The organism is Citrobacter sp. RHB20-C16, assembly GCF_013890155.1.
GTDB classification, from domain to species: Bacteria; Pseudomonadota; Gammaproteobacteria; order Enterobacterales; family Enterobacteriaceae; genus Citrobacter_A; species Citrobacter_A amalonaticus.
In genome coordinates, this window is record NZ_CP057630.1 from 1,515,214 (window position 1) to 1,536,797 (window position 21,584).

The 21,584-nt window shown below is 49.7% G+C and carries 15 protein-coding genes and 1 pseudogene; 6 read left to right on the forward strand and 10 right to left on the reverse strand.

Annotated features, from left to right (window positions below):
* Positions 1 to 18 precede the first annotated feature (18 nt).
* Positions 19 to 591 carry a LuxR C-terminal-related transcriptional regulator gene (locus HVX64_RS07285; RefSeq protein WP_044256682.1) on the reverse strand — a complete coding sequence of 191 codons (573 nt, stop codon included), beginning with the start codon at positions 589 to 591 and terminating at the stop codon, positions 19 to 21.
* Between the two features lie 554 nt (positions 592 to 1,145).
* On the reverse strand, positions 1,146 to 2,321 hold the full coding sequence (locus tag HVX64_RS07290) for a DnaJ family molecular chaperone (protein WP_181825370.1): 1,176 nt from the start codon (positions 2,319 to 2,321) through the stop codon (positions 1,146 to 1,148).
* A 296-nt stretch (positions 2,322 to 2,617) separates the two neighbouring features.
* On the opposite strand from HVX64_RS07290, the gene HVX64_RS07295 reads away from it, so the two are divergent.
* The 3 genes from HVX64_RS07295 to pheP all read left to right on the forward strand — a co-directional run bounded on the left by HVX64_RS07295 (position 2,618) and on the right by pheP (position 7,458).
* Positions 2,618 to 3,703 carry a YncE family protein gene (locus tag HVX64_RS07295; RefSeq protein WP_044256678.1) on the forward strand — a complete coding sequence of 362 codons (1,086 nt, stop codon included), beginning with the start codon at positions 2,618 to 2,620 and terminating at the stop codon, positions 3,701 to 3,703.
* A gap of 63 nt (positions 3,704 to 3,766) precedes the next feature.
* Entirely contained in the window at positions 3,767 to 5,950 is a 2,184-nt protein-coding gene (locus HVX64_RS07300; protein WP_181825371.1) for a TonB-dependent siderophore receptor, read from the forward strand.
* A 116-nt stretch (positions 5,951 to 6,066) separates the two neighbouring features.
* Positions 6,067 to 7,458: a phenylalanine transporter gene (gene pheP, locus HVX64_RS07305; RefSeq protein ID WP_043001498.1), complete on the forward strand. Its 1,392-nt coding sequence runs from the start codon at positions 6,067 to 6,069 to the stop codon at positions 7,456 to 7,458.
* Between the two features lie 44 nt (positions 7,459 to 7,502).
* Here pheP and HVX64_RS07310 read toward each other — a convergent pair whose 3' ends face one another.
* Both HVX64_RS07310 and HVX64_RS07315 read right to left on the reverse strand, forming a co-directional pair.
* Positions 7,503 to 8,750: a mechanosensitive ion channel family protein gene (locus HVX64_RS07310; protein WP_043001497.1), complete on the reverse strand. Its 1,248-nt coding sequence runs from the start codon at positions 8,748 to 8,750 to the stop codon at positions 7,503 to 7,505.
* Between the two features lie 66 nt (positions 8,751 to 8,816).
* On the reverse strand, positions 8,817 to 9,425 hold the full coding sequence (locus tag HVX64_RS07315) for a helix-turn-helix domain-containing protein (protein ID WP_082010066.1): 609 nt from the start codon (positions 9,423 to 9,425) through the stop codon (positions 8,817 to 8,819).
* Positions 9,426 to 9,822: 397 nt separating this feature from the next.
* Here HVX64_RS07315 and HVX64_RS07320 point away from each other — a divergent pair.
* A pseudogene (locus HVX64_RS07320) lies at positions 9,823 to 10,857 on the forward strand (IS481 family transposase).
* A gap of 638 nt (positions 10,858 to 11,495) precedes the next feature.
* Here HVX64_RS07320 and HVX64_RS07325 read toward each other — a convergent pair.
* From HVX64_RS07325 to HVX64_RS07350, 6 genes are all read right to left on the reverse strand, one after another.
* Positions 11,496 to 13,256 carry an O-antigen ligase family protein gene (locus HVX64_RS07325; RefSeq protein WP_044256670.1) on the reverse strand — a complete coding sequence of 587 codons (1,761 nt, stop codon included), beginning with the start codon at positions 13,254 to 13,256 and terminating at the stop codon, positions 11,496 to 11,498.
* A gap of 58 nt (positions 13,257 to 13,314) precedes the next feature.
* Positions 13,315 to 14,994, reverse strand: a complete 1,680-nt coding sequence (locus HVX64_RS07330) for a ShlB/FhaC/HecB family hemolysin secretion/activation protein (RefSeq protein WP_044256669.1) — start codon at positions 14,992 to 14,994, stop codon at positions 13,315 to 13,317.
* A 99-nt stretch (positions 14,995 to 15,093) separates the two neighbouring features.
* A complete protein-coding gene (locus HVX64_RS07335; RefSeq protein ID WP_044256668.1) occupies positions 15,094 to 17,709 on the reverse strand; it encodes a filamentous hemagglutinin N-terminal domain-containing protein in 2,616 nt (871 codons plus the stop codon).
* Between the two features lie 398 nt (positions 17,710 to 18,107).
* Positions 18,108 to 18,761 carry an oxygen-insensitive NAD(P)H nitroreductase gene (gene nfsB / locus HVX64_RS07340; protein ID WP_043001491.1) on the reverse strand — a complete coding sequence of 218 codons (654 nt, stop codon included), beginning with the start codon at positions 18,759 to 18,761 and terminating at the stop codon, positions 18,108 to 18,110.
* Between the two features lie 98 nt (positions 18,762 to 18,859).
* Positions 18,860 to 19,228, reverse strand: a complete 369-nt coding sequence (locus HVX64_RS07345) for an MmcQ/YjbR family DNA-binding protein (RefSeq protein WP_044256666.1) — start codon at positions 19,226 to 19,228, stop codon at positions 18,860 to 18,862.
* Positions 19,228 to 19,809: a TetR/AcrR family transcriptional regulator gene (locus tag HVX64_RS07350; RefSeq protein WP_043001489.1), complete on the reverse strand. Its 582-nt coding sequence runs from the start codon at positions 19,807 to 19,809 to the stop codon at positions 19,228 to 19,230. Before HVX64_RS07350 ends, HVX64_RS07345 begins: the two co-directional genes overlap by 1 nt.
* A 191-nt stretch (positions 19,810 to 20,000) precedes the next feature.
* Between HVX64_RS07350 and HVX64_RS07355 the strand changes: the two genes are divergently transcribed.
* Together HVX64_RS07355 and HVX64_RS07360 are read left to right on the forward strand one after the other, a co-directional pair.
* Entirely contained in the window at positions 20,001 to 21,134 is a 1,134-nt protein-coding gene (locus HVX64_RS07355; RefSeq protein WP_043001488.1) for an MBL fold metallo-hydrolase, read from the forward strand.
* Positions 21,131 to 21,472: a RamA family antibiotic efflux transcriptional regulator gene (locus tag HVX64_RS07360; RefSeq protein WP_043001487.1), complete on the forward strand. Its 342-nt coding sequence runs from the start codon at positions 21,131 to 21,133 to the stop codon at positions 21,470 to 21,472. Before HVX64_RS07355 ends, HVX64_RS07360 begins: the two co-directional genes overlap by 4 nt.
* Positions 21,473 to 21,584 lie beyond the last annotated feature (112 nt).

Below are 21,584 nucleotides of genomic sequence, written 5' to 3' on the forward strand. Positions count from 1 at the left end.
TATTTCCTTAGTAGGTTGTTAGCGATAGTGGGAGAATATATATTTCAGATGGGTGTTGTTGTGCCCTAGCTTTTTGGCAATATTGCTTTTATAGGTACCGATAGTTTTTTCGCTTTTATGCGCAATAGTGGCAATTCTGGACAGTGACCAGCCACGGGAATACATCATCATGACGTTAAATTCATTAACGCTCATGGCATTATCCAGCGGTCGGTTCACACTTGTGTTCTTGCAGTTGATGAGTTGAATCACCCGGCCGTGTAGTGCGTCAAGGCTCAATGTGCGGTCAAGAAAGTGCATCTGCATGCCGCAAATGGTCTGGAATACCGCAAAGGTTTCGACATTCGTCAGCACAAAAAGCATCAATGACGCACGCGAGGAGAGACGGCGAATGATGCTGGCGTATTTCAGAATATCCGTCTCTTCGGGATGAATAATGAGGTAATCATTATTCTGAACAACCGGGAGAGAAGAGGGCGGTGAACTGGTTGCATAATATTGTATGCCATAATAGAGTGATGTGCCGCGCAGAATATTTTTCATGCCAAGCCAGGTGTAATAATCATCACCCATAAAAATAGCTTTTGACATTAAATTCTCCTTGAGTCGGCAATAGCATCCTGCCCCTCTTTAACATTTTAAAAAAGGGTTCTTTCCCAGTCTGGGAATCTGTTTAAATCCACAACCTGTATTGGGGTTATTCTCAATTGAAATATTACGCTTTGTTAAAATTTAAGATAAATCGTTTATTTCACCTCCTGAAGAATGATTGATAGATTTCACTTATGGATTGATGAAAACGGCTGGGAAAATAATGGAGCGTTTGCGGGAAAGTCTTAAAAAATAGCGGAGACCATCGGAGGTAAAGGCATGCGGTGTGGAGGTAGGGGATAAACGTGATGATGTGCGGAATCGTGAGTTAAGAATATTCCTGGGTAATGTCACCGTAAAAACACTCCCTCTGCGTAATGCTCTTGAGGTTAACGTATTTTAAGTGAATAAATCTGGGTTATTGATGCTTATGTGGAATTAAACTCTATGAGTTTTTCAGTTAACGTTATTAAGTGTTATTTTTGATTTTTTGTGCTGTTTATGGGCGGGCAACTGGCCAGCACTCCTTCGCCACCCTTTTGTTACAAAAAAACTTAACCTGCCAGCAGATCCTGTTCAACATGTTTAACCTGGGTCTCCAGCGTATCGCGAAGCTCAGCCAGCGCGCGTTCTTGTTCTGAAAAGTACGCTTCTTTATCGCGAACCGAGGTCGCCAGACGCCAGGCATTTTCTGCTTCCAGCCCGGCGATCTCTTTTATCAGCGCATCAATCTGGATCCGCAACTGCTGAATTTTCTGCCGCAGATGGTCGAGATTGTTCAACCGGTCGCTGGCCATCATTGGCTCCAGACCGCTTTGCAACTGAGTGAGCAGGGCGCGAATGGCCGCCAGATCGGCGTTTTGCCGCGCCAGATTGAGCTGCACCATCATCTGGTGCGCTTTCTCTTTCAGTTCATCAGCGACAACGTCCGGGTGACACAAACGGCTGGCCTGACGCCACAGGCGCTTAAGCTCATTACGCTCATCCGGTGAAAGGCGCTGACCGCGTGCGAAACGGTGCTGAGCATCCTGCTGCTGTTCCTGATACTCCTCATATTCATGCGCAGCCTCTTCCTGTGCCTGCCGTGTGTCGCTGTCATCCTGGCGGGAAAAATCTGCTTCCAGTTCACGGATCTCGGCGAGCAGGTCGGTAATCAGCTCCGTTTGCTGTTGGATGCGCTGACGGATGTCGACTGCGGCACGAGAGGCTGAATCCATGCCCATCCATTGCTGTTTAAGCTGGGCTAACCGATCGACCGCCAGTGAGATGTACTGCTGACAGGAGAGGTAATCTTTCTCGCGACGTCTGCGTTCTGCTTCCTGCCGACGCAGGGCGCTGGCTGCGAGCTGTTTACGCAGCTCGAGAATACGGCTCATTAATGGCCCGAGGCGCAGATGATACTGGTCGTTAAACTCATCCAGAATCTGAATGCGGGTATTACGGGTGTCAATCAGCTCACGCAACTGATTTTCCAGCGCCTTAAGTTCCAGCTTGCTGGCGGCAATCGCCGGATCCTGCCAGTTGGTTACGGCGCGCTGATTTTGTAGCCAGGTAGCAATTTCACGCATTGCATCACTGAAGCGGCGCGTCTCGATAGCCTGGGCAATTGCCGTTATTACAGGATCGCCAGATTCCCGCTGCAGATGCACAAGCTGCTGCTGGATGATCTCCTCATCCTCAAGTTCGATGGCGCTTTTAATGATTTCGAGTCGTTTGATGATTTTATTCATGACACCGTTGCCTGGCGTGACCGACACATGAATGACGATATTTAGGTTAAGTCATTCGTTTGAAAAATATAAAAAAAGTGCAAATCGCATTCTGTGGCCTGCGGGGCCTGTTCGTCCAGAATAATTCGCAGAAATTATCATTCACTCGCCATTTTCGTTTGCGCTCTCACAATTCGAACCTCTGTTTCATTAAGGGTATTTTTTGCGCGAAAGACGCTTGCTTCGAAAAAGAGAATAAGTATAGTTCTCATTCTCTTTATTATTTAATGCGTGTCTTTTTTGGTAAGGAACCCAGGATGGAAAAAAATATTACGGCGCTGGCCGTGCTGATCGCGGCGGCATTAAGCGGTTGCGCGACCACTACGCCCGCTACTACACCGTCAAATACCGTTGAAAAAGCGGCGATGCCCGCGGTGGCGACCGATACGTTAAAACGCGATCTGGCGGATGGCCTGTATGAGATGGCATTAAATCCTGCCGGGGACGCGTTGTATGTCGCCAGTGCCGAAGGCTTTAAAGATGTTCAGGGCGGGGTGATCTACAAACTGGATGCCAAAACCCTTAAGACGATCGGTCGCAGCCACACGGATCTGAAAAACTTTGGTATGGCGATTTCGCCTGATGGCAAAACGGTGTACGTCACCAACTCGCTGGACGGTGGCCTGAGCGCGTTGAACACTGCGGATGGCAAAGTTAAAAATCGCGTCCTGTTTCCTGAGCGGAACGCGGAAGGTTTCCCGTATGGCGCTCGTCAGGTGTTGCTGCATAACGGCCTGCTGTATATCGGCGCGGTCGCCGATCCTGCGGTGATCTGGGTGGTTGATGCCGAAACGCTGAAGCTGAAAACGCGCATTAAAAATACGGGCAAATGGATGACCGGTCTGCACTACTCCGAAACGACCCAGCGCATCTACGCCGTGAATGGCGGTGGTGAAATCCTGGTAATCAACCCGCGTAACCAGCACGTTGAGAAACGCTGGAAGCCGCTGGGCGACAAGCCGGCGCTGCTGCTGAATATGGCGGAAGACCCACAAACCGGACGTCTGTTCGTGACCGATAACGCCAAAGCGAAAACCACGCTGGTGCTCGATATCCACACCGGCAAGGTGCTGAAGCAACTGGACGTTGGGGATTCTCTGGCGGTGACATTCAACGCCAAACGCAACGAAATTTACATCACCCAGCGTGATTCCGGGAAGCTGCTCAGTCTCAACGCGAGCGATTACAGCGTGAAAAAAAGCTGGGACCTGCCGCCGAATCCAAACAGCCTGTTGCTCTCTGCTGACGGCCAGACGCTGTATGTCACTGTGAAACAGAAATTTAATAAAGACCACTCAACCAATGCGCCGGACAGCGTTGTACGTATTGAGCTGAATAAATAATAAAAATCAGTCGGGGGACGGATGTTGTCCCCCGCCACATTGACTCTTTTTGATGGCATTCACATGAACAACACCAAAACTATTCTGGCGCTGACGATGGGCGCAATCTCTGGCTCGGCCTGGGCGGCAGACACCGCGAAAAAAGCGGAGGACACCATTGTGGTCCAGGCGACAACCCAAAATGATTTCAAACCGGGTGGCGACACGCCGCTGCCGGCGTTTCTTGATGGACAAGTCGCCAACGGCGGCAGACTCGGCATGCTCGGTCAACAAAGTGCGATGGACGTACCGTACAACGTCATCAGCTACACCTCTAAACTGGTTGAAGATCAACAGGCGAAAACCATCGCCGACGTCGTGGCAAACGATGCGGGCGTGCAGTATGTCCAGGGCTACGGCAACAGCGCGGAAAGCTTTCGAATTCGTGGTTTGAAATTTGATGGCGATGATATGACCTTTGGCGGGCTGTCTGGTGTTCTGCCGCGTCAGGTGGTGGATGCGCAGATGGTGGATCGCATCGAAATCTTCAAAGGGGCAAACGCCCTGATGAACGGCGCCGCGAGTTCTGCCGTCGGCGGGATGATCAACCTTGAACCGAAACATGCAGGCGACATCCCGCAGGCTAAAGTCGGCGTGGACTACACGTCGGATTCACAGATTGGCACCACGCTGGATGCCGGTCGTCGCTTTGGCGACAACGATCAGTTTGGTGCGCGGGTGAATCTGGTCCACCGTGAAGGCGAAACCCGGATTCAGGACGATCGCCGTCGTACTACGCTGCTTTCCACCGGTCTGGACTACAGAGGCGATAACTTCCGCACCTCACTGGACGTGGGTTATCAGAAGAAAACCTTCCACGGCAGCCCAACCAGCGTCAACATTTCTGCGGTTGATTTCGTTCCAACGCCGCCAAAAAATGACCGCAACTTCTCGCAGAAATGGGCGTATAGCGACATTGAAAATGAGTTCGGCATGTGGCGTAGCGAATACGACATCACTGACAACTGGACTGCCTACACAGCACTTGGCGCACAGCACGCGCATGAGGAAGGTCTCTACAGCGCGCCGAAACTGTTGGATAAGAGCGGGACGGCCACCGTCAGTCGCCTTGATACCAATCGCATCAGCGACACGGTCAGCGGCATGGCGGGAATTCGTGGTAATTTCGCGACCGGCTTTGTCTCGCACAAAGTGAACGTTGGCTACTCGGCACAAAGCAAAAACGAAAAAATCGCGTGGAAGATGTCTAAAGCGGCGGATAACCCGTATACCAACATCTATCACAACCGTGGCGTTGACGCGCCGGCCAGTACTAACTCGAATGGTAAAGGCGGTAACTACAGCGATCCGTTGACCAGCGGGCGTACCCGGACTCAGGGCTGGTTGCTGAGCGATACGCTGGGCGTGCTGGATGACACACTGCTGTTTACCGTCGGGGCACGTCATCAGAAAGTGGTGATTCGGGGTTATGACAAAATCACCGGCGCGGAAAACGCCGCCGACGGTTTTGACGGTAGCCGCTGGATGCCAACTTACGGCGTCGTCTACAAGCCGTGGGAAGAGATATCTTTCTATGCCAACCACACCGAAGCGTTACAGCCGGGTAAAACAGCGCCCAACACGGCAACCAACTATGGTCAGAGCACCGGTATCGTCCATTCTAAGCAGAATGAAGTGGGCGTGAAGGTAGACTTCGGGCGTGTTGGCGGCTCGCTGGCGCTGTTTGAGATCAAGATGCCATCGGCAATTCTTGACAGTGAAACCAAACATTATGGTCTGGATGCCGAGCAGCGTAACCGTGGCGTTGAGCTGAACGTCTTCGGCGAACCGATGCTGGGCATGCGTCTGAACGCCAGCGCCACCTGGCTGCAAGCCGAGATGACCAAAACCAACAACGGTTTGAACCAGGGCAATGATGCGATCGGCGTGCCGAATTTTTACGCCGTGCTGGGTGCCGAGTATGACATCAAGCAGATTGAGGGTCTGACCGCTACCGCGCGCGTGAACCATTCCGGTTCTCAGTATGCGGATCTGGCTAATAGCAAAAAGCTCGACAGCTACACTACTCTGGATCTGGGTATGCGCTATCGCTTCGCGCTTAACCAGAACCAAAATCAGATGACCGTTCGCGCGGGCATCGACAACATTACCAACGAAAACTACTGGGCCAGTGTTGATGATTCCGGCACGTACGTCACCCAGGGAGAAGCGCGCACCTTTAAAGTGTCCGTTGGTTACGAGTTCTGAGTTCCACCTCGTTATCAGGGGCAAGGATGCCCCCTCCATTCCAGTGCCTTTAACTTGCTACCTCCAGCATGAAGTGTTAAAACGTGCCCCTTCTAAAAAAGAGACAGGGGTAGGGCGTGAAAGACGCGTCATCCGCTTCAGACAACGGCCGTTTTGAAGCGTCGTCGGAACAGAGTCCGACGCTGCAACGTGGTTTGCAAAATCGACATATTCAATTAATCGCCCTGGGTGGCGCGATTGGTACCGGGCTGTTTCTCGGCATCGGGCCCGCGATTCAGATGGCGGGTCCAGCGGTGCTGCTGGGTTACGGCATCGCCGGGGTTATTGCCTTTCTGATCATGCGCCAGCTCGGCGAAATGGTTGTCGAAGAGCCGGTATCGGGTTCCTTCGCTCACTTTGCCTATAAATACTGGGGACCGTTTGCGGGCTTCCTGTCAGGCTGGAACTACTGGGTCATGTTTGTGCTGGTCGGGATGGCTGAACTGACGGCCGCCGGTATCTACATGCAGTACTGGTTACCCGAGGTTCCCACCTGGGTCTGGGCCGCGTCCTTCTTTATCATCATTAACGCCGTCAACCTGGTGAACGTCCGTCTGTACGGTGAAACCGAATTCTGGTTTGCGCTCATCAAAGTGCTGGCGATCATCGGCATGATCGGCTTTGGTTTATGGCTGCTGTTCTCGGGGAACGGCGGTGAGCGGGCGACCATCGATAATCTGTGGCAGCATGGTGGTTTTCTGGCGACGGGCTGGAAAGGGCTGATTCTGTCGCTGGCGGTGATCATGTTCTCCTTCGGTGGGCTGGAACTTATCGGCATCACCGCAGCGGAAGCGCGTGACCCGCACAAAAGCATTCCGAAAGCGGTTAATCAGGTGGTGTACCGTATCCTGCTGTTCTACATCGGTTCGCTGGTGGTTTTGCTGGCGCTCTACCCGTGGGTGGAAGTGAAATCCGACAGCAGCCCGTTCGTGATGATTTTCCACGATCTGAACAGTAACGTCGTGGCTTCAGCGCTGAACTTCGTGATTCTGGTGGCATCCTTGTCGGTTTATAACAGCGGCGTTTACTCCAACAGCCGTATGCTGTTTGGTCTATCAGTCCAGGGCAATGCACCGAAGTTTCTGACCCGTGTCAGCCGTCGTGGCGTGCCGGTGAATTCATTACTGCTCTCTGGTGCGATCACTTCGCTGGTGGTGCTCATCAACTACCTGCTGCCGAAAGAGGCCTTCGGTCTGCTGATGGCATTGGTGGTGGCGACGCTGCTGTTGAACTGGATCATGATTTGTCTGGCGCATCTGCGTTTTCGTGCCGCGATGCGTCGCAAAGGGCGTGATACCCAGTTCAAAGCGTTGCTCTACCCGGCAGGAAACTATATCTGCATCGCCTTCCTGGCGATGATCCTTGTGCTGATGTGCACCATCGACGACATGCGTTTGTCAGCCATGTTGCTGCCGGTATGGGTCATCTTCCTGTTTGTTGCGTTTAAACTTTCTCGCAAAGTACGCTGAGAGGAAGCCGATCTCATTCGCGTAATGAGATCGGCGCTTTTGCGTTATCGTTGAAATACTCCCGCCAGCGAGCGAATATCGTTGCCCGTAGGTGACTGGTGAATGCGCAATCCAAACTCGTCTACGACAGCAAAAATATGGTCGAAAATATCGGCCTGAATGCTTTCATATTCCAGCCAGACGACGGTGTTGGTAAAAGCATAAATTTCGAGGGGGAGACCGTGATCGTCTGGCGCCAGCTGACGTACCATTAAGGTCATATCTTTGCGAATGCGTGGATGGTTGCGCAGATATTCATTCAGGTAGGCGCGAAAAGTCCCAATATTGGTCATCCGCCGATGGTTCAATACCGATTCCGGCGCATCCAGTTGTTGATTCCATTCATCTATCTCCTGATGGCGCGTCTCCAGATAAGGTTTCAGCAGGCGCGCTTTATACAGTTGCTGCTTTTCATCATCATCCAGAAAATGAATACTGGTGGCGTCAATATTGATACTGCGTTTAATGCGCCGACCACCTGATGCCGACATGCCGCTCCAGTTTTTAAACGAATCAGAGACCAGCGACCAGGTCGGAATCGTAGTGATAGTATTGTCCCAGTTGCGGACTTTCACCGTCGTCAGACCAATATCAATGACCGCGCCATCAGCACCGTATTTCGGCATCTCCAGCCAGTCACCCAGTTTCAGCATGTCGTTAGCAGAAAGCTGAATGCCCGCAACCAGCCCCAGAATCGGGTCTTTAAATACCAACATCAGCACGGCGGCCATTGCGCCCAGGCCGCTAATCAGAATCGCGGGCGATTGGCCGATTAATAGCGATATCATTAATATACCGACAATAATCGCGCCGATGAGTTTTATACCCTGAAATATCCCCTTGAGAGGAAGCTGAGAGGCAGAGGGGAACTTTTGCGCCAGATTTAATATGACATCGAGTAACGAAAATAATGAAAGCAGGGCATATATCATGATCCACAATTGTGCGCAGACAGTAAGAATCTCTGCGGCTTCGCTGCCTTTTTGCAACCACAGTGCGGACTGAATATTGACGATAATACCCTGCAGGGTGAATGCCAGACGGTGAAATAACTTATTCTGCGTAATAATTTGTAGCCACAGACGGGAGCTGGCAACAGCGCGCCTTTCAAAGGTGCGCAATACCACCCAGTGCAAAATAATATGCACAATGATGGCTGTGAGAAAAATAATACCGAAAATCATCACCAGCGAGGTGGTGTGATTCATTTCAATACCCGCTAAATCCTCGACCTGAGTAATTAATTCCTGCATAACCTCTCCTTTACAAAACAGTGACCTATGATGACTGCTGTAAGGAAATTATGCAAATGAGCCAGGTCAGTACTGTTCGGGAAGACGATTGATCTTAGTAAGAATACCGCGCGCCATCTCGATATGGCCACCCAGCCGCAAGTCGCTCAAAATCTTCATCACGCGGCTACGCGAAAGATGCGTTTTTTCCTGGATGTAGTCACTCGCGTTAACCGCAAGACGCAGTTCTTCTTTCTCTGCCATCAATGCAATAAGATTGGTGCGGATCAGTTCGTAGGTTGAGAGGCCAGCAGAGGTACGATGTGCTTCGAGAAGTTTATCTATGGCATACATATAGGTATAGGATGCGTCCAGCCAAAGGTTTTTCTCCGCAATGACATTCATTACGTGTAATGTCGGAATGATTTCGAAAAGGATTTCCCCGTTGGCTTTGTAGAAGAAATCAGCATTCGTATTCATTAACGAGTTCATGCCAACAATCATAGGTGCTTTAAGATGCTTAAGTAGCAGTTGGTCGTGGCTACGGTAAACACTTACCGTGCCTTTATGTAATACAAAAGTCATCGATTCGGCATGGTGTCCGAGAGATATGATTTGCCGCTCCCGGGCATGCAAAATGCGAGAAGTGTCGGAAACGGCATTGATTATATTGATGACATGAGTGTCTGGCTTCATAATGGCATAGCAATTCTAATTAAGGTATCTGAAGATTATATTATATTATAAGGTGAATATTATATGAGGAAAGTGTAAGAGCTTATTTGGCGTTAAAGTTTACGACTGCGAATAATTCATGAAACTAATTAAAATTGATAAAGTTGTACAGATCGTAGTACGTGCTGTACGTACGGATTTGTACGTACGGATTATGAGTCTAAAAGGTCGCAAATAACTGACCTCAGCATTCATGCTGCAGAGTTAAGCAACCGACAGCGCTGACTCAATAGTATCAGTTCTCACAAAAGTAAGTTGTATTAGTCGCGACTTGATCTGACACATGGCCTTGAAAGGTTGAGAGTTACCGGTTTTGATATGGGTGTCGAATCCTTATACAAAACACGAGGTAACTCTCATGCTTCATACTACCAATCCCGTCATCAAACACAAAGCCGGTTTGCTCAATCTGGCTGAAGAACTCAGTAACGTGTCGAAAGCCTGCAAAATCATGGGCGTCTCGCGCGATACATTTTACCGTTATCGCGAACTGGCCGATGAAGGTGGCGTGGATGCACTGCTAAATCGTAGCCGTCGTGCTCCTAACCTAAAGAACCGTACCGATGAGGCCACTGAGCGAGCGTTGTTGATTATGCTGTCGAATTCCTGGCTCACGGTCAGCACCGGACCAGTAACGAGTTACGTAAACAGGGCGTTTTATCTCCGGCAGTGGTGTCCGTTCCGTCTGGTTACGCCATAACCTTGAGAACTTCAAAAAACGCCTGCATGCGCTGGAAGAGAAAATGGCCCGCCATGGTATTGAACTGACCGACAGCCAGATCGCCGCGCTGGAACGTAAAGCCAGCGATGACGAGGCCTGTGGTGAGATTGAAACCGCTCATCCGGGTTATTTGGGGTCACAGGACACGTTCTATGTGGGCAATCTGAAAGGCGTCGGGCGTATCTATAAGCAGACGTCCGTTGATACGTACTCGAAAGTGGCCCACTGCAAGCTCTATGTCACTAAAACGCCGATTACAGCGGCTGATTTACTGAATGATCGTGTACTGCCCGTTTTATGAGTCTCATGGCCTGCCGATGCTGAGGATACTGACAGAGGCACCGAATACTGCGGTAAAGTGGAGCAGCACGATTACCAGCTTTATCTGGCGATAAATGACATTGAGTATACGAAAACGAAGGCAATGTCACCGCAAACCAATGGTATATGCGAGCGGTTCCATAAAACGATCCTGAACGAGTTTTATCAGGTAACGTTCCGCAAAAAGTTATATGGTGATCTTGCTTCATTACAATCGGATCTTGATGAATGGCTGGCTCACTATAATAAAGAGCGAACTCATCAGGGAAAATGTGCTGTGGCCGGACGCCAGTGGAAACATTACTTGATGGAAAACGCATCTGGGCTGAGAAAAACTTAAACCAGATGTAATCTGACAGATACCTGTATAAATAACCGGTAACTGTCAGATCAGGTCTGAGCTAATACAATTTATGACAGTAAGGGGAAATTACTCCCCCCCGATAAACCTTCTGAAGGCATCCCCTTAAAAGGAGGTGAGGACTCCGTTGAACTTAAATTTTCAGCGAGTTATCAGTCTGTAGTTGATGATGTGACGCCAGGAAGGGCAAATGTTTCTGTGACCTTTGTGGTGAACTATGCCTGATAAAAACTGTGTGTAGATAGGTTCGGTGTGTACACAATTTTAAAATCAGTTTGGGGGCGAAGAATGAACCTTCTGTTGGACATGCTCTTTTTGGGTGCCACAAACTGTTATGCGACCATATCGATAACCTGCACTTATTCCATTCTTCGTTACAGATAAACGCTCCCAGATAATTGTACAGCGCGATCAACCTATCTGACAGGCGCTGACAGTGTATGAATCCAGCGTAGATTGTCACTCTTAATCAACTGTATCAACGACGATGATGGCGACAGTTGCGGTCAGTGATATTCAGACTAAAGATAAAGTGAAAGCCGCTACTGCCAACGCCACGGCAATGCTAAACCTGACTTATCAGTGAAATGATGCAGGAAGCCGACTATGATGCCAGCTTCTTTTATTTTTACTCACCCGGATTAAAGCGCTCATCCCATGGCATTAAGCGATGAGCCCGCAGCCTTAGCGCCAGTGCCTCTTCCCGCTTTTGCAGAAACATCAGAATATTAATCTGGTCGCTCCAGGCATCTTCTTCCATATGCATTGTGATCCACTTGGCATTCTCCTGAGCAAATAAATCTAGCTCATTAATATTACCGCTTTGATTAAAATGCATCAGATGTAAGCGGGAGAGATCCCGCTGCCAGCGTATTTGCATCAGCCAGGGCACGGATAATTGACGAATACTTTCCGGTGGTTCAAGTCGGCCCGTTTCGAATTCTCCCAGTGTCACACTGGCGCGAAAGAGCTGCATTGACAGCACAATACCGTACAGTGCGGTCGCGGCCAGGGCTGGACGCAGATATTTTACCGGCAAGGTGAACGTGGATTTACGGCTTTCAGTTGCACTCATCAGTAGCAGGATGAGAAAAAAGTGCGCAACGGAGTAATAAAGAGGAAACTCGACCTGAGTGTGTAACAAAATCGGTAGGGTGGTTAACAGTGTCACCCACTGCCACAAGCTTTTTGGGCGGAGAAATAAAATAATCCAACCCCATAAAAGAATCAGCCCGCCCAGGAAGGCGACAATTCCGCCTTCCGCCTGAATAAATAACGTCTCATTATGTGGATGCTGCATCATTTCCCGGCCAGGATTCGCGAAAGGAAGATCGGCCATAAAATTTTGATACACCGATTCAAACATGCCTAAACCAATCCCTTTCCAGGGATGCGTCATGATAAGGCGCACGGTGTATTCCAGCGTCAGGAGTCGTTGTTGATTTGACCCTTCATGAGCCAACGAATTTAATACGGAACCCTGGAGTAAAACCGAACCCAACAGACCACCGATGAACGGTAAGAAAATAATCGCAAGGCGTTGGCAAGCCGTGGTTCTATCTCGCCAACATTGTTGACAGAAAAGAAGCGACGCGCAGGCAATTCCACACAGACCGCCCAGCCAGCCAATTCGGGAACGACATAATACTAGCGTCGCAGAGATGAGGATAATTGCAAAACAGATTGCGAACCTCCGCGCAGTTTCCGCACGAAACGATTTAAGCGTTCGCTGCCTGTCCGCCATCAACACCAGCAGAAGAGATAAACCTGTCGCCAGAAATGTGGCGGTGACATTACGCTGTTGAAAAATACCCGGTGCGCCACCGGAATAATTTTCAGCCAGTGCGTTAAGCGGGAAGGGAAGCCATTGTGGGCACCAGAAACCCATCAGAGAATAAACGGTTTCAATGCAAGCTGCCGCAGCGATCATATAGCTCAGAGCAACAATTTCTTTTTCCCGCGGTGGGTACTGAAGTAAGGTGAGATAGGTAAACACGCCTCCCCAGATCCCTGTTAGTCGAGGAAGAGCGATGGCGAGTCCCTGATCAGGCGACCAGAAGACGGGTAACGTAAATGCTATCGCACTGAATAGCAGGCATAAAAACGTGGGTGTCAGACGTATTTTATCCGCTTGCAGCGATAGCCAGACGATCAGCGCCTGAAGCAAAATCGCAGCCCACGACAGCAGGTTCATCGGTAAATTCATGCCGTAATCGCCGCTGTTTGGCCAGGGAATATGTATCAGCACTAACCAGTAAAAACTGAGCAGGAAGTATAAAAAATCGGCATAAGGCGGGAAGACGTGAAGGTTTCCCCAGATTTGCAAAACGCGAGCATTCGGGCGGGCATAATATTCTTGAGTGGGTAAATCGATGTTGTATTTACCCACTCAAGATGGCGCTATTTAAGTCCTGTCCATTCTAAGACTGATCCATTCAGGCATCGATTTAATATTGCCATTGCACTGAAAAACCAAGTGTAAACGGACTGGTCTGCATATCATCAGGTTTCATCACCGGAACGCCGGCGAAAAGATCATAGCCAACGTTGCCTTTAACACCTCGCACACCGGCAACCGCACCGGCGATGCGTGTGCCGCTCCAGTAGTCATTTTTCGAACCGCTGACTTCCCCGTAATCAAAGCCAAGATAGGGCTGCATCCCCCACCTGGGGAGATTCAGGTTAATGTCGTTACGCAGATACCAACCCTTATCAGCATAAATGGAAGATTCACCGTCGAAGCCACGTACCGTCCAGCGGTTACCGATAGTAAATTTATCCGGCTGCGTCAGTTTATCCGGTGACGTTTGCTGCATGAAATGCGGCTCATAGCTCATCGACAGATCGCCTGCCTTAAACGGAAATGTGCCGTCGACGCTCAGGGTAATAATGCGTGCCAGGGGATCGGCACTACCTACCATTTCTTCGGCATCGGCTTGTTCGCCAAACCAGTGCGCGGCATGTTGATAGCCCAGTCGGGAGGTGAGTTGCCCAAAGGGCAGATAAGCTAAATGTTCCAGGTTGAGTTGCCAGCTGCTGGTGTCCCGGCGCTGTACTTCCACTTCAACATCGTTGAGCTCATAGTGTGAATCACGTTTAATGCCTTTAAAACCCAGCGTTGTTTTTTGGCTGGCGCTGCGGTAGATAACGCGTTTGATTTCTGCAGTCAGTAATTTTTCACTGCTGCTGTACTGATAGTGGTAATCACCGCTATGGATTGTCTGAACCGTGCGATATTTACTGCCATAGAGTTCAAGCAGCCAGTAGCCCCACGGGACGGAGTAGAAGGCGGAAGTGTTGTCGTTGCGACGTCCATACTCATTTTTAAAACCGCCGCCATAAGCAACATAAAAAATGTCATTCAGCGTCGTGGGGTTATTAAGGTAAAAGGCCAGACCGCCTTCATAACGCCCCGTTTTTTTACTTCCGGCGTCATCCATCCACGTCCCCAGACGCCATGCTTTATTCTGGCTGCGACTGACTTCTACGCGAGTATCGCCAGGATGTTCACCGGGAACAAGATGAATACTTGCCTGCGATCCGGGAATACGCTGCAAATTTTCCAGTCCCTGTTCCAGACCGCGTAAATCAAGAACGTCGCCTTCAGCTTCCGGGAAGTTATTCCAGCGATGAACGGTGCGGCCTTCCTGATTTTGTAACAGCCATTCACTGATACGACCGGGCAAAATTCGCAGGGTTAATGTTCCCTCTTTTAAATTTTGGTCTGGAACTAACACCCGACTGGTAATATATCCATGGGAGATTAACCGATTCTGGACGGCTTTATGTAGAGCCGTGATCCCCTGTATTCCGATACAATGCTTTTCAACCTGGCGAATAAGATCGTTAAAGGTCAGCCAGTGGGGGAGGGCGACCGTTTTATCGATAACTACGTGTTTCATGTCATAGCAGACGGATTCTTTGGGCAGGATCAGTGTATCGCTATCCTGTACATTTTCTGCCGTGAGCAATGTCTTACTTTGAGGAGCAAGCTGATTATGCCTTGCCTGATCCTGTTGTTGACTGGTGGCACCTTGGCCTGAGACGGGCTCAGCTTCCACGATGCCAGGGCGTATCGCGAACAGTGAGAAAAGAATGAGACTGAGGCTGGTACGATAAACAATCATGATATTTAACTCTTCCCTGTAGGTACTGAACCTCAGAAGCATTTCTAAAATAAATTAATAAAGCCCCATAACTTCATGGGGCTTTGGAACTAAAATATATTAAATCCCAGTACAGATAACATAACCGCCAGGATAATAGATGATATCTACCACGACGTAGCCGTAATACATGTCACCTGGTTTATAAACGACGCCATTTTCCCAAACACCGTTACCTGCAGGTGTTCCATTAGGCTGTACCACGGTGTTATCATCGTTATTGGTCGAACCACCATTATCGGTATTATTGTTGTCAGGGGTATTCGCGCCATCATCCTGATTGGCCGAACCCGTTTCATTAATAACGCCCATGTTAGTGACATAACCCGTGGTATAAACGTGATCGCCCGTAATCGTACCGGTGCTTTCGTTGAACATACCGTTAGACGTATTCAGCTTAACATCACCGGTGCTGGAGATGTTGCCGCTGTTGTTCAGGTAATTAGTGGTCAGCGTAATACCGTTTTCTGCGCTCAGCGTACCGCTATTCATCAACGTTACGCGATCCATCTGGGCATTCAATTTATTACCAGCGGCAATGGTACCGTTGTTATAAGAGGTGCTCTGTGAATAACCGTAACTTCCCATCACATTGAGGTTGATATCATGCGCGGCACGGATATCACCGGTATTGTTCAGGTTGCTCATCACAGACAGGCTAGCATCTTCCCCTGCCTGAATAGCGCTTCCTGCGTCAGTCATCAGAGAAGAGGTTGTGATGTAGATGTTATGGCCAGCAGTCATGTTGCCATACATCAGGTTATAGACATTGTTGGCGTTAACGTTGATGTCATTGTTACTGGAGATCGTACCGCTGTTAGCAAGATCGGACAGTTGCAGATTCATTTGATTAGCGTGGATTGCACCGCTGTTATTAAACACGCTGCTATTCATCTGCAGATTCAGATTACCGTCGGCGGTAATAGAACCACTGTTCTGGGCTGGGCCACCGTAGCTGCCCCAACCATTGGAACCGATGGTTAAGGACATATCCTGTCCCGCAGCGAGAGTCCCTGCGTTCTGGAAAGTATTTGTCACCGTCATATCAATGTTGTGACCCGCTTCCAGCTTGCTGGCAAGATCAGAATAATAAGACGAACCATACATGAAGATATCATTGCCGGCTGAAATCGTGCCGGACATGTTATCCAGTGCGCCATTGATAGAAACGGAACCGTCGCTATGAATTGTGCCGTTATGGTTAGAGAGCATGTTATTGCCGCTTACCTGCAACTGGCTGTCACGTCCCTGAGTCTGAATAACGCCGTTATCATTATTCAACATGGAGGCGTTAATCATATTCCAGCCATTACCTGCAGAAATAACCCCGTTATTGTTGGTCAGCGTATCGACGTTAACACTCATCGAGCCGTTGCTTGTCAGGCTGCCAGACGTGTTGTCCAGATTTGCTGAGTCCACGGTCAGCGAGCCTTTAGCATTGATACGACCGTTTGTATTATTGACGCCGGTCGCTCCCCAGGAGTTATAGCTGTTAGAAGAGCGAGCGATGCTCAGGGCGCCTTCGCTGGTGATTTCACCTTGGGTGTTATTCAGCGAATCCGCCATGATGGTGGTCTGCTGGTTTCCCTGAATCTTGCCATGGGTGTTTACTGTGTTTTTGCCAGACAAATCAACATAATTGCCTTTGATTTGACCATTGCTGTTGTCCAGTAATTCGTCGGCAGAAACGGAGACCATCCCATCAGACGTGATCTGGCCATTATGGTTCAGAACAGATGATCCCATTACAGCAGTGGAGTTTTTACCGCTAATATGGCCGCCGTTGTTTTCAATCACGCCATCAACATTGAGAGACAAGGTATCCGTCGCGGTCAGGTCTGCGTGATCAATACGCACGCCGACGCCACTGTCTGTCCCTTCCATGTATATTTTATTGGCATACATGGAACCCAGCGCAGATACATCCAGCGCGACTTCCGGGCTGGTGCTGTCGTCATATTTTTTCTGTACGCGACCATTCTTATCAATACGGTTATTACCGGTAATGATGTTCAGCTCATTCGCCTGCAGTTTCGCATTGACCTTCACGGAGCGAGCGATAATGTCGGTGTACTGAGTGGAGCGGGTGTCCATACCTTTACCGGTAATAGACACCTGGCCTTTGCTGACGTCCAGTCCGGTTACGTTGCCCTGATTATCGTAGGTGGCGGTCCCCGTGGTTAGCGTTGCGTGGTTGGTGTTAATAAAACCGCAACCGTCACAGGTAATGCCTGATGGGTTAGCAATAATGACCTGAGCGGACTGACCGGCGACTTCGATCATGCCGTTAAGCTGGCTCGGATCGGAGGAGCGCACTTCGTTAAGAATCACTTTTGCACTGCCGCTCGCCATATTAGCGTTGCCATTAATCTGGCCGGCTAACTGAGTGTTCGAATTGCTGCTACTGTTGTTCAGAATAACGCCGTTACTGTCTACGTTGAACTCAGAATAAACGTTATGTGAAACGCCACCCGCACTGGCTTTATTAATATCAACAACGGTAGTGCCATTTGCGTTGGTATGAATACCCGGTTGGTTAGTATTACCTGCTACAACCGCAGCGTGAGCTGGCATAATCATTCCAAGCGCAAGCATCGTTGCAAAGCAGGTTGGAGCCAGCTTTGCGTGTAAAACCTGACGATTATTGCGCACGATATTAATATTTTTGCTTTTCATTTACTGATCCTTGTATTTCCTTGAATATAAATTCCCCATTTCATTGGTGAAAAATGGGGGGGATATGAAACCATGCAATCCCTTTAATCCAGAAAAGGACTTGTAACGATTCGTTTTTTTTTAACAGCAATTGTTGGCTGGGTGTGAAAAGTAACACATTGATAATTGCACAAAAAAATATCGCAATTATTTATTATAAAAATGTGTTTATTAGGTAATTCATTAATATGAAAGAGAGGCGTCGTCGAAAATGGGAAAATCGATTGATAAATGATATGGATAATTTCTGTTCAAGATATTTCTGAGGTGTTACACAATGTGTAAGAAACTTGAAAAAACCTTAACGAGTGGAAGGGTAATGAGAACAGGCACGTCGCGAAGCAACGTGCCTGAAGACATTAGCACTCAGTAATAATCGTGCTCAGCGGCAGGCGAGATTTTGGCAGCGAGGCATTAAAATCTTCCACGCTGTGATGACCGACAGGCACCACCACCACGCTGGTGAAGCCCTTTTCTTTCAGGCCAAATTCTGCATCAAGAATGGCGGCGTCGAAACCTTCGATTGGCACCGCGTCCAGACCCAGTGCGGCGACGCCTAACAGGAAGTTACCCACGTTCAGATACACCTGCTTTGCCATCCAGTGTGCATCGTCTTTCAGCTCCTTACGGTGCATGTCGGCAAAAAACGTGCGACCTTTGTGATTAGCGGCTTTCGCCTCCGCGGAAGCAAAACGCCCATCGGCCTCTTCCTGATCAACCACGCGTTCCAGCCATGCATCATCCATTGCCGTTTTGGCGCAGAACACCACGACATGCGAGGCATCAAGCATTTTTCGCTCGTTGAAGACAAAGTTACCGGCGGCAGATTTCGCCACGCGCGCTTTGCCTTCCTCTGTGCTGGCGACGATAAAGTGCCACGGCTGAGAGTTAGTACTGGACGGGCTGAACTGCAGCAGTGTTTTGATTTTTTCGGCTTCTTCAGCGGTCAGCTTTTTAGCTGGGTCGAATGCCTTGGTTGAATGACGTTTTAAGGCAACTGAAACGATATCCATAACGACTCCCGGTTGGTTTTAATCTTCGCAGGTTACAGGGTTCTCCCGGAGATGATAAGAGAGAAATGGCGAACACAGTTTTCGTTATTTGAGACTAATCAGACCGGACGGATTCGTTTCTGGCTGCGTTTAGGCAGGCCATCGACCACTAAATTCCACGAGTCGTTCACCAGCTCTTCCAGTAACGACTCGGTAATATCGTCACCGGGCGCGACGGAAATCCAGTGCTTTTTGTTCATGTGATAACCGGGGGTTATGCTGGGGTAAATCTGCTGATTTAACAGGGATTTTTCCGGGTCGGCTTTCAAGTTTATTACCGCACGGCGGTTAAATTCGGTGACGATCATAAAAATCTTTCCTTCGACCTTAAACACGTCGTACTCCGGGCCGAACGGCCAGCAGTGCTCAGTAAAGGGGAAGGCTAATGCCAGGCGTTTTGCGCACTCGTGCAGCGTTTTTTCGTCCATTACTTTTCCTCGCGGGTGAGGGCGCGCCACATGGCTTCAAAACCCAGAGAAATAAACTCTTCAGCGCGAGCCGGTTCACGGGCGGCAAATTCCATTGTCGTTTCTGCCAGCGTTAAAAACAGCGCATCGCCGAAGGCGCGATATTCATCGGACATAAAGACCGGTAGCACTGAGCGGTGACAGAGATCGCGCAGTTCAGGAAACATATCGTCGGCTTTTTGTTCCGTCTCTTTGGTGATTTTTTCGCTGACGGCCAGTTGGCGTATCGCGCGATGCCCCTGCGTGTGGTTTATCCCCCAACTGATATAGCTGCGCCAGATATAAAAGGTCAGCGCTTTGGCATCGGTCAGTGAACGATCCAGATTGGCGATCATCGACTGGCAGAGACTCTGTTTAAGATGAAGATACAGTTCGTTGATTAACTCGTCTTTGGTCGCGAAATAGCGAAACAATGTCCCTTCCGCCACGCCAGCATTGCGGGCAATCACTGCGGTTGACGCCGCGATCCCGGACTGCGCAATCGCCGTGGTTGCTGCCTCCAGTAATGCCTTTTTTTTGTCTTCACTCTTCGGACGAGCCACTACACTTTACCCTTAATGTGGTCTAAAAATGTGATTGAAACACGGCGTATGCAGCGCCGCAACGGTGAATGTCAAAGATTGAAAATCATCTTGACGAGAAACGTCTGATTTCTATAATGAGTGCTTACTCACTCATAATCAAGGGTGCGTCGCGCAAACCATCGGACAGGCGCGCGTTTTCAGGTCAGGATATGAAGCGTCTCACAGTTTGCGTGGTTGTTATTATGCTCATTACCAGTGCAGCAACGTTACCGTTTGTCCTCAATGCTGGCTTCGGCCAGGCGCCACAGGGCGCTCAGCTTAGCCAGGTTGAACAATCTGCAAACTACCGGGACGGGCAATTCCATAATCAGATACCGACGCCGGGCTATACCGGAAACAAAAGTATGCTCGCGGCGTGGTGGGAGTTTCTGGTCGCGAAGCGTGAGAATGCGCGCCCCGATCAGCCCCTGCCGTTGGTTGCGACCGATCTTGCCAGTCTGCCGGTCACTGAAGACATCCTAATCTGGCTCGGGCATTCGTCGTGGTATCTGCAACTGGACGGCAAACGTATTCTGATTGACCCTGTGCTCAGCAGTTATGCCGCGCCGTTTTCCTTCCTCAATAAGGCTTTCGCAGGCGACTATCCGTGGACGGCGCAGGCGATGCCGGCGATCGATCTGCTGATCATTTCGCACGACCACTATGACCATCTGGACTACGCCACCATCAAGGCGTTAATGCCCAAAGTGAAGCGCGTGCTTACACCGCTGGGTGTCGGTTCGCATCTGCGTTATTGGGGAATGAATAGCGACATCATTGAAGAGCGCGACTGGAATCAGTCCGTGCGAATTGACGATTCGCTGATGATTCACGTTCTGCCTGCGCGGCATTTTTCTGGCCGCGGCATTAAGCGCAACCAGACGCTGTGGGCCAGTTTTCTGTTCGAAACGCCGGAACAGAAAATTTATTACAGCGGTGACTCCGGCTACGGGCCTCATTTCCGGGCCATCGGCGAGCAGTTTGGCGGCATCGATCTTGCCATTATGGAGAACGGTCAATATGACCAGGACTGGAAGTACATCCATATGATGCCAGAAGAGACCGCTCAGGCCGCTCAGGATTTGCGGGCAAAAGCGATATTGCCCGGTCATGCCGGACGCTTTGTGCTGGCTAAACATACCTGGGATGACCCTTACAAACGGCTGGCGCTGGCCAGTCGACATAAAGCGTACCGTCTGCTCACGCCAATGCAGGGTGAACCGGTAAAACTGGACGATCTGGCGCAGCCGTTCACCGTCTGGTGGGAGCAGACCTCACATTTGCAGGAGAGGAGTTCCGAATGACCATTTCTGCTCAGGTTATCGACACGATTGTCGAGTGGATAGATGATAATTTGAATCAGCCGCTGCGCATTGACGACATTGCGCGCCACGCGGGGTATTCCAAATGGCATCTGCAGCGTCTGTTTTTACAGTACAAAGGGGAGAGTCTGGGACGTTATATTCGTGAGCGTAAACTGCTGCTCGCGGCGCGGGATCTGCGCGAGTCCGACGAAAAAGTGTATGACATTTGTCTGCGCTACGGGTTTGACTCTCAACAGACCTTTACCCGCATTTTCACCCGCACGTTTAACCAGCCGCCGGGCGCCTACCGCAAAGAAAATCACAGTCGGGCACACTGATCTCCCGGAAAAACGCTTTCTTTGGCAAAACATCTCCTCACTGTGGATTAAAAAACATAGGTGAGGGGTATGAAGGATTTTTGCCAATAATGGGCGATTTACTATATATAGC